Source organism: Oligoflexus sp., assembly GCF_035638955.1.
In the GTDB taxonomy this organism is placed as follows: domain Bacteria; phylum Bdellovibrionota_B; class Oligoflexia; order Oligoflexales; family Oligoflexaceae; genus Oligoflexus.
In genome coordinates this window covers 1-10762 of record NZ_DASQYZ010000314.1, presented here as the reverse complement: position 1 = coordinate 10762, position 10762 = coordinate 1, and the positions used below count along the sequence as shown (strand labels likewise).

Sequence of the window (10762 nt, the reverse complement as noted above, 5' to 3'; positions counted from 1 at the left end):
GAGGTCAATATCGAAGCGCAGGGTTTCATGCGCGGCCCCGCCGGTGCTGATGCTGTCCCCCAGGAAGGCGACCGTGTCACCGCACAAGGGTCCGGTCCACGAGACAAGGCCAGCCAGGAGCAGACCCAAATATTTACGCATGATGTCTCCGCTTATGAAGGCAGCGGAGCCTTTTTCGTATCGTCTCTTGTACACTCGGAGACCGGGAAGAACTGCGTGCTAAGGCAGTACACGGTATCCTTGCTTCCAATATCGACATCCATTCGCTCCGCAAGTCTGTTGCATGTTTCACGCAGGGTAGCCATCAGCTGCGGCAGATTTTTTTCGGCAACTGCAACCATGTAGCTATGCATGGCGTGTGGGCGCGTCTCATCGACCGCCTCAATGGCCTTCCATAGTATCTGTCTGCAGAATTTTTGAAAAGACTCGGATTCAACGGATCCGACAAAGTTTTGCTGGGCTCTGACAAGCTCCAGACGCTGGTCTTCGGTGCGCTTCAAAAGTCCCAGCCGTTCCAGTCGCTGCATGGCGTCCTTGGCCTGTTCCACCGGGATTCTCAAACTACGAGCGATGGATTCGGGATCCTGACGGACATTGTCCAATCGCAGGAGTTCCATGACAGCAATATTGTACCAGTCGGAAATAAGATGAAAGGTGTCGTCGCCGATTAAATCAGCAAGTGGCGAACGGCGGAAACGTTGCAAACGGATGCGGGCGGCTTCTCGCAGAAGGCGGCTGCGTCCATGCTGACTTTCCACCAGATCCAGAAAATATTGTGTCTCTTCTTCACTGAATCGCATGAGTCGTGCAATTTGCTGCGCTACTTGAGTTGACACACCTTGCTTGCCGTGTAAAATCTCGCTGAGTCGGCTGGGTGTTAGAGCGAGGTCACGTGCAAATGCTCCTTGCGAATAGCGAGGATTCTGCTTGATGCGACGTGCCAACTCGCCATGGAGAATCTCACGATAATCCTGATGCTTCAACACATCCATCTGACCCACTCCGGACTAAGGAGGACAAAATTCCTCGTTGGTTCGTAAGGCTTCAGGGCCAAGGGCCTTGGAGCTTCGTCTACGTCTCGACCTTGGGCGGCAACTCGGGGAAAAGAATCATGCACCTTTTGTATGCCAGTCAACAGTCAGCTGGCAAGCTCCGGCTTAAGTCACAGAACAGTTCGTGTGAAGAAATCGATCCACTGTGGTTATACGCGCGTACCAGGTCCTTAGTGCGTCATAACAAGCGAGTAAAAATACGGGAGAACTTCCCAGAATATTTTGTTTGACCAAAAAGTTGACCTCTTGGCCAGTTTTGTTTTCAATAGGGGGAAACTACCCGTACGTGAACCCAGGGGAAACCTTTCAGGAGTGAAGAGGCTGCGTCATGGAACCACAAAGCGAAAAATACAAGAAACTTCGCATGCTTGACATCGACGATCTGATCCTCCTGCAGCATCTGCTGAGGGGTGGACGACCTTCGACGGGAGCTGCGTTACTCGGCTTGACCCCGCCAGCGGTGAGTCACAGGCTGCGTAAAATTGAAGATGTCTTTGAAATCAAACTCTTTGATAGGATTGGGTCGAAACTCAGTCTCAACATGGCCGGCAAAGCCCTGTCAGAAAAGGCCGACCGCGCCCTGCTCCTTATGAGCAACTAAGGCAACTGAGACTCCAAGATGTCTGTTCGACTCATCTTCTGATTTCAAAGCCTGTGAGCTGGAGTGTGGTGACATCCTGGACCTCATAGCTTTGAATGTATCCCGTAAACCTGTCCTGAATGGCTTGCAACAGAGCAGCCAGCACTTCCCCCTCCCCCTCTGCATGCATCTCGACACGCCCATCCGGAAGGTTTTGCACGAAACCTTGAACCGGAAAGGACGCTGCTATGCTTTGTGTGTGGAAGCGGAAGCCGACGCCTTGCACGCGGCCCTTGAAGAAAAAGCGTTTGGCGACTGTCTTCATGGGATGCCTCTCCTGATAAAATTGCAGTCAACTTTCTATCTATTCGCATTTTCCCATGATGGACAAGCGCGTATAGTGAAACCGAACAGCTGTCCGGGACAATCATGAATCATCGAAAAGAACCTGATCCAGAAGATGCGCAGAAGGATTTCCAGGACTTCATCCGCCAGCGTTTCAGCGGCAGTTTTCCGCATTTCTCGAGCGCCGTCCAGGCCCCTCCTCCGCCACCGCGTTCAAATCCCCAGGAGGAAGCAACGAGCTGGGACTGGGATTTTCCTTACAAACCCAAAGACGTCAAACGCTTCCTCGACCGCTCCATCATGCGGCAGGACGAGGCCAAGCGCACCCTGGCCATTGCCATCTGTGATCACTACAACCAGGTGAAGGCTGTGTTCAACGGCACGGATCCTGGCACTGATGAATACACCAAACAAAATATTCTGCTCCTCGGGCCCAGCGGCGTGGGCAAAACCTATCTCATTCGTAAAATTGCCGAGCTTATCGGTGTTCCCTTTGTGAAGGCCGATGCGACAAAATTCAGTGAAACCGGATACGTCGGCGCCAACGTCGAAGACCTGGTACGAGAGCTCGTCAGTCAGGCACGGGGTGATATACGCAAAGCGGAATGTGGCTTGATTTATTTGGACGAGGCTGACAAGCTCGCGTCCCATCAGCGATCGCCAGGTCGCGATGTGAATGGGAGAGGAGTACAATTTGGCCTACTTCGTCTTATGGAAGAAACCGAAATCGATCTGCGTTCCGGCCATGACCTTCAATCGCAGCTGCAGACAATTGTGGATTTCCAACGCGGCAAGCTCGGTCGCGGGAAGATCAGTACGAAGCATATTCTCTTCATCGTTAGTGGAGCCTTTACCGGACTCGACGACATTATCCACCGAAGAATTGGAAGAGGTGCCCTCGGGTTCCAAGCGGATCATACCCGGATCGCAGACGTAAAAGACTCGACCCTGGATCACGCCACGAGCGAGGACTTTGTCACTTTCGGTTTTGAACCTGAATTCATCGGTCGGTTGCCTGTTCGTGTTGCGTGTCATCCCTTGAGCAAGGATGACCTTCTCAATATCATGCTGAACTCCGAAGGCTCGATCATCCGCCAGTATCAAAAATCGTTTCGGGCTTATGATATTAATCTGCGGTTTACTCCGGATGCCCTGGATCGGATTGCGTCCTTGGCCTTTAATGAAAAAACCGGGGCGCGGGGTTTGATGACGATCTGTGAAAAAATCCTTCGGCCGTATAAATTTGAGTTGCCCTCGACCATGATCCGGGAACTGGAAGTGACCGGGGAGTTGGTGGATGATCCTCAGGGATATCTGGATCATTTGCTGAATGGTACGGATCATGCCTTTCACTAAACTCATAACATTATGATAATACAATAGAAAAATCCTTCAAGCCCTGCCTCGATGCAGCCGATAAAGACCTCAATATGTTGAGGATATTCAATGGCTGCACGCAAATTCAATCCGTCCCAAAAAGCTGCGATCTTGCTCCTCTCCCTCGGTGAAGAACTGGCTGCCGAGATCTTTCGTAATATGAACGAAAGTGAAGTTAGAACCGTAGGCAGCGCACTGAAACAGCTAGGCAAGATCGAACAGGCCGATATCAACACTGTGGTAGGTGAATTCCTGACGGTTTTGAATACCAAAACCACAGGCATGAGCATGGATACCGCGGCCTTTGCCCAAAAAGCGATACAACTCGCGTTCAAAGGCGACAAAGGCCAAGAGATCACGAAGCAGCTGGGTCGGGGTCCTGCAAAGATGCGATCCCTTGAGATCGCGGATGCCACCTCTCTAGCCCGTATTCTGCAGCTGGAACACCCCCAGACCATAGCCATGGTCCTGGCCCATGCGACCGCGGACAAGGCGAGCGCCATCCTTTTGCAGATCCATGAATCCTTACGCACGGAAATAATGGTCCGCCTATCCAAGCTGGAACCGATCGACCCTGAACTCGTCATGGAAATCGATCAGCACCTGCTCAAGGAAGTGGACCGGATGGGTTCCTTGAATCAAAGGAAGCTGGGTGGTCCCCGAAAAGTGGCCGAGATTCTCAATTTTCTCGACAAGGAAGGCCAGGCGCTGTTGGAAAAGATCGAGGAACGCAATCCCGATCTGTCCGAGGATATCCGGCAGAAGATGTTTACCTTTGACGATCTGGTTATGATTGATGCGCGGGGTCTGCAGGAAGTGATCAAGGTCGTTCCACGCGGGACTCTGACGATTGCTTTACGCGGCACGAGCGATACCATCAAAAAATTGTTCTTCAAAAATATGTCCGAGCGCTCGGCAAAGATGCTGGAGGATGATATTGAATCTCAAGGTGCTCTGAAGCAAAGCGATGTGCTGAAGGCTCAACGGGAGGTTCTCAACGAGGTCCGTAAGCTGGAAGAAAGCGGGCGCCTCGTGATCGAGCGTGACCAGAAGCGCCAGGTCAGTTAACTTATTCAGCTGCTGCTGGTGCTGCTGCTTTGGCTTTAGGCTTGGGCAGCTTGATCAGGCCTTCTGCCACCAGGATTTTCACCTTCTCGGCTGCGTGAATATATTTGCCTCTTGCCATGATCGCGTAACGGCCGTTGCGCTTCTTAATCAGACGATAAGGTTTTTTATCTTTTTTAGCTGTCTTGGGGGCTTTGGCCATGTGGGGAGTCTCCTCTGCTATTTGAGAAAATGATTGTACCATGGTGCAGAGGACTGAGATCAAGGTTAGACTTTGAAAGCCAGACAACGAATATGCTGCCCACCCTGCGAAAAGCTTTGAACGGCTTGAACAGACCCAGAACCCAGCTCCTGTCTCATGACCTGCAGGGAATCTTCATCCGGGATCAGCACAAAACCCCTTAAATCCTGGTCTTTCGTGGGCCATTTCTTTAGGAAGGCGCCGAGCTTCCGGTAGAAGTCTGCCGGACGGCTTTTGCCTTCCTGGGAGAGTCGGAGGCCATAGGGTGGATTCAAGGGAGCCAGGATCTTTGTGCCGGGTGGTGGTGCGGATTCAAAAATATCGGCGCATAACGAACTTGCATTTGAGGTTATGCCTAATGGTTTTTTGAAGTTTTCGATATGCGCAGGTAAGGACTCGGCTATGTCTTTGTCTTTTTCTATGAGGAGAGCTGGGGGAAGGTTTGTGCTTTGACGTTCTCTTAGTCTTTTTCGAATTGATTCCAGGGTTGCGTTGGGTGTGGCCGGGAGATTTTCAAGATAGGCTTTGGGGTTCCATGAGAAGGATGGGATCTGGCCAAGGAGGAGCCAGGATTCAAAGAGTAAGGTCCCGCTGCCAGCAAAAGGCACCACGATCTGATCGGGCTGCCAGTCGGTTTGCAGACTCATCATCCAACGCAGAGCGGATGCGCCGAGGCATTCCTGAAGCGGAGCGCCGTGTCTGGCTTCCGGCTTATACCGTCTATGATGGAGGGGATAGGGACCTAACGCGAGGAACAGCTTCAGCCGATTGCCGCGTTGCTCAGCGAGAATATGCCAGGGGGCTTCATCTTGAACCTTATGACCGAGCTTGGCAAAAGCCTGGGTGATCAGTTCGTAGAGTTTGCCTTCGTGATAAAGGTGGCTTTGGAAGGATTGGACCTTAAGCTGCACCGGGCATTTTTCCGGAAGATAGAGCTCAAAATCGAGGCCTTCAATAGCTTGAGTCAGTTCCCCGAAACTCCCCACGTGCCGATCCAATATCGTCCATAAACAAGCCTGCGCGGTCAAAAGCCTCTGCGGTATCTCCAGGAGCTGGCGAAAGTCCAACTGTTTGAGTCCCACACCTTCCGGGTCATCCTGAACTTCCGCCTCAAACTTCCCGGGCTGGGTGAACGTCTTTAAAATAAACCGCACTTCATCTTCACAGATATCCTTCCAACCTGGGGCTGGAATAATGCGAAGTTCCTGCGGTTGGGCATGAATATGTTTCTTAATACGTTTTTCAAGAGCCGACGCGATCACCGAATCACCTTGCGCAGATAATCTTCCAAAAGACTATCCGTCTCCTCCGAGGACTCGCGTTTTTTCAATTCGCGGACATCATCCAGAACGTCCTCGCGGTAACGCCGATTCACCTGGTAGTCACGCCGAAGGTCCACATCACCACCGGCGACCTGATTACCATAGTATTGATCGCTCGTCACGCGGCGTCGGCGGCCGCGCTTCCCATTATCCCTTTGCGACTGACGCGCGGCGCTTTCCGCCTGCTGCAGGAGTCGTCCTGCCATATCGGATGCGGACTCGGCTTCTCCGAACTGGTTCTCATTTCCGGAATTCACCGTGGCTTCCATGGCCGCGACGGCGGCTTTCATTCTTTCACCGGCCGTTGGAGACATGGAACGGAGCTGAGATTCCAGTTCCCTGGTGCCTTTGATATTCGAGTTCTGATCCATACGAACCGATGCCCAGGCTTCCTGCAGATCCTTTTCTTCTCGTTCACCCGATTTGTCGAGTTTGGTGGAGACGGAACTCTGTCGCTTCTGCAATTCACGCAGTTGATTTTGAGCGTTGGCTAAGCCCTGCTGCCTTTGTTTTTCCTGTTCGGCACGGCTCAGGTCTTCCTTGCTTTCCAGGGCTTCGATCCACTGCCGATACTGTTCCACCGTTTGCGAGAGCTTTTGCAGGGCGTCGTCCGTTTGTGGCGGTTTGCTGGTATCCATTTTTTCGATCTGAGCCAGGGCCTGGGTGAAAGGTTTTTTCTGAACCTGTTCCCATTCCTGCGGTCTGTTTTCAGGGGTGATGTTCTGCATACGGCGTTCCCAGCGGCGGTGACGCTCTGCAAGGAAGTTTTTCGTACGTTCCACCATCTTGTTGACCGGTACTTTGCGTTCTTCGGCTTTCTGTTCGAGCAGGCGACTGAGAGTACGGGCAGCCACAAAGAAGTCGCGGTCACGTTCACGGTCATCCAGGGATTCGTGTTCGAAGAGGAAGCGGTTAAGGTCTTCACTCACTTGAACCGTCAGCTCCATATCCGGTTTCTTGGCAATGGCATCGAAGGTCTGTTGGAAGAGCCGGATCTGATGGCGATCGAGTCCATCAAAGTACGGCGAGTCTTCAGCCTGTTTGACGGCCTTTTGACCGAGCTCGGTCAGGTGCTTGGCATTGAAACCATCCTTACCCTGCAAGGCCATATCGATTTCTTTTTTGGCTTCTGCCAGGGTCCGGAGAGTGAGCTGGTAACGGCCGTAGGCACTCACAACCTTAATAACAAGGGGCTTGCTACGCCCCACCAAAGGTCCGGTGATGGCCCGGTCGGTTGCTTCAGCCACGATTTCCAGTTCCTGCTCATCCTTGTCCATATAGGATTCAAGCGGGAGGCTATAACTTGTTTCCAGGTCCATTTTATCCTGGGCTAATACTTCCGTAACAAGTTCCTTATGAGTCCGCTCACCGGCCTTAATGATCAACTGAACGGATTGCAAAGGATGTTCGGCTTTAACAAAGATGTCCAAGGGCAAAGGTTTGTCATCAGGCCAAGCTTCCTCTGGGTCTGCGATCGTAGTCAGGGTCACATCAGGGACTGGCAGACGTTTAACCTTGAACACAGCGGTCGGGGTGCTGGTTGAGATGGTACTGAGAAAAATCTGGGCATCTTCGGTGAGTGCAAAGGTCACCGAGAAGCGGCCAGTGGTTTCGTTCCCTTCAGGTCCTGCAGCTTTGACCAGTCGGAAGGTTTGCAGACTCTTGCCTTTGCTATCCTTCAACTGCAAACTCGGAGCCGACTCCGGTTGCGCCGTCACCAGAACCTCAATCAGGTTCTGTTCCAGCACCGTGAACTCCTGAGTCTTGCGACTCAGCTTAATCAACCCCGGATCCGCATCAGGCATCCCTTCAACAACCCGCATGCGGGCGCCATAAGTCAAACTCAGAGCCGCACGCTCCAAAGACTGCAGAGCACTTTCCCAGGCCTGACCGGCAGTTTGACTCAATATAACAAGAAACACTAAAGGCAGAAGCAGCGAGGCACCCTTCGAAATCAGAAGACGCCACCCCTCCTTTTTATGCCGTTCCAACTCAGTATAAATAAGCTGGTTCCAGGTCGAATCCAGCGCATTATCCTTCGGAAGATGAAACGCACTCTTATTCGACTGCGGATTGGCCATTTCCAACGAAAGCAACCATTCACTCATAGAACTAAGCCGCAGACCTTTCTGCCAACCCAGCACCAAAAACACAATCAAGCTAACAACAAAAATAGCCACCTGCTGGCCCCAGGCCTCCGGACTCACCCAGGCCCAAAGCAAAAACGTACACAGAGCCAGCACGCCACTGCGCAACACCCGCAGCGCACTCAACGCCACGTTAATATTCCGCCGAAATTCATTAAGTCGTGCGAGGGACAAAGCCAAAGAGGAAGTATCTTGCATGGGCACCATCACTTAAGAGGTTGCAGACAATTCACAACGACTGCGCATCCAGGGCAGGAGAACTTGAAAGAGCCGTTCCAATTCCTCTGGATCGCTGGAAAGAGCGTGGGCACTGATGCCCTTCACTTCAAAGACTTCAAGCTGATCGCGGTTCTTGTTTTGACCCACGAGTTTGTGCAACAGGGCACTGTTGTATATAAGGTCATCGATGGGGCAGATGAATAATATGTTGCTATCGAGGGACTCGAACAGGGCTTCGACCGTGCGGATGGCTTGCAGAAGTTCCTGCGCAAAACGCGCGGTAATAACCAGTGCTGCATCGAGGCCACGTTCCTTGCTCTCATCGCTCAGGGGTAAAAAGTAAGGTAATAAAAATCTGGGAACCCGGGTGCCAGGGAATAACTGCGCCATACCGCTAACTAGCAGACGGCTGAAGAACGGCAGTACCGTTTGTTCCTGCAGAATGGGCGACAGCAAGAGGCAACGCTGGACATACTGCGGATAGGTCCTCTGAAAATGCATCAGAATCAACGAGCCCACACCCTGCCCGATCAAAAACGGTTTCTTCCGATTCGACTTATGCCGGATCCAAGCCACCACCTGAAGCAGGTCATTCACCAAGTCCTGAAACCTAAGTACATCCCCGGTCAAAGCCATCGACCGACCATGTCCTCTCAGATCAAACCCAAAAACATTAAACCCATTCTTAACCAGCAATCCCGCCGCACCTGCATACAGTTCAACATTCTCACCCAGGTCATGCACAAAAATTACGGGCGGCTGATCATTATGCGGCCGCGCCCAGCCTTGGACATAAACCGAAGATCCGTCGTGATCGATAGGGCAGGAAAAGGCCAAATTTTGGGCGGGTTCGTCGCTTGTGTCTTCAGCAAAGTGCTGCATGAGCGACGATGGAGCTGAGCTTCTGGTCTCCAGCTTCTGGACACCCGAGGTCTCATCTTTTTGGGTTTGGGTGTCAATCTGGATATCCAAGACATCCTCCGCGGCGACTCAAAGCCATAATGGCAATGTTAAACCATCCTATTCTATCACAATTTCTCGATGGTTAAGTAGCCGCGTAATATCTTCTTTAATATGAGTTCAGGGCTCAATGCATAAATTGTGGAGTTCGACCCCACCGTATTTCTGAACAAACCAATCCGACCGAAGTAGATCACCGGCTCCGGCGCAGACCATTTTTTTCAGTACCTCCACATCTTTGGTGAGAGGCAGCTTCCAAACTTTCACCAGTCCGTCATCATCACCTGTGATCAACAAACCATTTTTCTCAGAATAAAGCATGACGTGAGGGGCTTTTGACGAGATCAGCAAGGGCGCGCCTACGAGTTGCCGATCTTTTGGGTTCCAAATCCGCACTTTACCATCATTATTTGAGGTTACAATATAGCCCGTGGTTCGATCTTCGATGAGGTCCCAGACAATTCCCCCTCCAGTATCAAAGACATAATTTTCCGAAAAAGTCTCAAGATCCACCGAACCAACTGTCCCATCCCAAATCCCAACTAACACTGACTTACCATCAAGTGACACACGCCCGGATATAAGCGCTTCTTTAAAATAAATCTGACTCGTAACACTCATGTTAATAGGGTCAAACAGTCCAAGATACTTATCGCGAGAAAGGATGAGGAGCTGTTGTGACTTGGGCTCAAACATTAATTTCGCCCAGCCCAAGGCCACCTTAGTTTCAATAAAGTCTTCTCCGCCCTTTGGGGCAAAAATAAACCCATCCCAGCTCCCAACATAGAGTTGAGACGTTCCTGGATCAAACTCCATTGAATACTCCATGTTTCAGGCCTATTTAACACAGGTGGTTCGATCGCTAGTGTTTCAAGTGAATAACGACGAACCCGCCCGTCTTTTGAAGACGCATAAAGGAAATCTTTTTGGGGAGATAGCTCCAGATCATAAACCGTATCGACCTGATCAACAGTCGAACCCTTGCCTGTGTTCATATCCCAGGCCATTATTTTTCCATCTGTTCCACCGGAAAAAAGTCTTTGATGTTTCTCATCAAGAGCCAGACTGCGAACCGAGCTGTTGCTAACATGACCAGTCCATGCTTGAACGAAGTCATTTTTCCCATTCGATCCCCATATACGTATGATGGACGTGTTAACCGTTGTAGCGTAAATATTTCCTGCGGAATTGATAACGACGTCGTCCATACCGAAGTAGCCAACCTTGATGGGACCATCAACCAACTGGGTAGTTTCGAGGTCCCAAACGCGGACAGCATTATCAAGGGATCCGGCAATCACATGCCGGTCACCGATCCCTATATCTCAGCCAAGTATGAGACAGTTTCTGCCGATAAATTAGTATAATGAAAGTGGCGGAAATGAGGCTTCATCCATGTCCCAGACATCCAAAGACAAAAAGCTTGTGGGTTCAGCAACTTCAGAATCATTACC

The 10762-nt window shown here is 51.2% G+C and carries 10 protein-coding genes; 3 read left to right on the top strand and 7 right to left on the bottom strand.

What is annotated here, in order from left to right; all coding sequences use genetic code 11:
• Nucleotides 1-152 precede the first annotated feature (152 nt).
• Nucleotides 153-992, bottom strand: a complete 840-nt coding sequence (locus tag VE954_RS28865; RefSeq protein ID WP_324959459.1) for a TIGR02147 family protein — start codon at nucleotides 990-992, stop codon at nucleotides 153-155.
• Between the two features lie 388 nt (nucleotides 993-1380).
• On the opposite strand from VE954_RS28865, the gene VE954_RS28860 reads away from it, so the two are divergent.
• Entirely contained in the window at nucleotides 1381-1653 is a 273-nt protein-coding gene (locus VE954_RS28860; RefSeq protein ID WP_324959457.1) for a LysR family transcriptional regulator, read from the top strand.
• 31 nt (nucleotides 1654-1684) lie between these two features.
• Here the strand turns inward: VE954_RS28860 and VE954_RS28855 are convergent, their stop codons facing one another.
• A complete protein-coding gene (locus VE954_RS28855) occupies nucleotides 1685-1957 on the bottom strand; it encodes an acylphosphatase (RefSeq protein ID WP_324959455.1) in 273 nt (90 codons plus the stop codon).
• A 104-nt stretch (nucleotides 1958-2061) separates the two neighbouring features.
• On the opposite strand from VE954_RS28855, the gene VE954_RS28850 reads away from it, so the two are divergent.
• On the top strand, nucleotides 2062-3333 hold the full coding sequence (locus VE954_RS28850; RefSeq protein ID WP_324959453.1) for an AAA family ATPase: 1272 nt from the start codon (nucleotides 2062-2064) through the stop codon (nucleotides 3331-3333).
• Nucleotides 3334-3423: 90 nt separating this feature from the next.
• A complete protein-coding gene (fliG, locus tag VE954_RS28845) occupies nucleotides 3424-4422 on the top strand; it encodes a flagellar motor switch protein FliG (RefSeq protein WP_324959451.1) in 999 nt (332 codons plus the stop codon).
• A 1-nt stretch (nucleotide 4423) separates the two neighbouring features.
• Here fliG and VE954_RS28840 read toward each other — a convergent pair whose 3' ends face one another.
• From VE954_RS28840 to VE954_RS28820, 5 genes are all read right to left on the bottom strand, one after another.
• A complete protein-coding gene (locus VE954_RS28840) occupies nucleotides 4424-4621 on the bottom strand; it encodes a hypothetical protein (protein ID WP_324959449.1) in 198 nt (65 codons plus the stop codon).
• Nucleotides 4622-4686: 65 nt separating this feature from the next.
• Complete coding sequence (locus VE954_RS28835; RefSeq protein ID WP_324959447.1) at nucleotides 4687-5922, bottom strand: hypothetical protein; 1236 nt, start codon at nucleotides 5920-5922, stop codon at nucleotides 4687-4689.
• A complete protein-coding gene (locus VE954_RS28830; RefSeq protein ID WP_324959445.1) occupies nucleotides 5919-8327 on the bottom strand; it encodes a hypothetical protein in 2409 nt (802 codons plus the stop codon). The genes VE954_RS28835 and VE954_RS28830 overlap by 4 nt, the downstream gene beginning before the upstream one ends.
• A 12-nt stretch (nucleotides 8328-8339) precedes the next feature.
• Nucleotides 8340-9320, bottom strand: a complete 981-nt coding sequence (locus tag VE954_RS28825; RefSeq protein WP_324959443.1) for an alpha/beta hydrolase — start codon at nucleotides 9318-9320, stop codon at nucleotides 8340-8342.
• 683 nt (nucleotides 9321-10003) lie between these two features.
• Entirely contained in the window at nucleotides 10004-10609 is a 606-nt protein-coding gene (locus tag VE954_RS28820) for a hypothetical protein (protein WP_324959441.1), read from the bottom strand.
• Between the last annotated feature and the right edge of the window lie 153 nt (nucleotides 10610-10762).

Coding starts and splice junctions, on each gene's coding strand:
- VE954_RS28830 (WP_324959445.1), bottom strand. CDS start 8,327: ATGCAAGATACTTCCTCTTTGGCTTTGTCCCTCGCACGACTTAATGAA.
- VE954_RS28855 (WP_324959455.1), bottom strand. CDS start 1,957: ATGAAGACAGTCGCCAAACGCTTTTTCTTCAAGGGCCGCGTGCAAGGC.
- VE954_RS28840 (WP_324959449.1), bottom strand. CDS start 4,621: ATGGCCAAAGCCCCCAAGACAGCTAAAAAAGATAAAAAACCTTATCGT.
- VE954_RS28865 (WP_324959459.1), bottom strand. CDS start 992: ATGGATGTGTTGAAGCATCAGGATTATCGTGAGATTCTCCATGGCGAG.
- VE954_RS28850 (WP_324959453.1), top strand. CDS start 2,062: ATGAATCATCGAAAAGAACCTGATCCAGAAGATGCGCAGAAGGATTTC.
- VE954_RS28860 (WP_324959457.1), top strand. CDS start 1,381: ATGGAACCACAAAGCGAAAAATACAAGAAACTTCGCATGCTTGACATC.
- fliG (WP_324959451.1), top strand. CDS start 3,424: ATGGCTGCACGCAAATTCAATCCGTCCCAAAAAGCTGCGATCTTGCTC.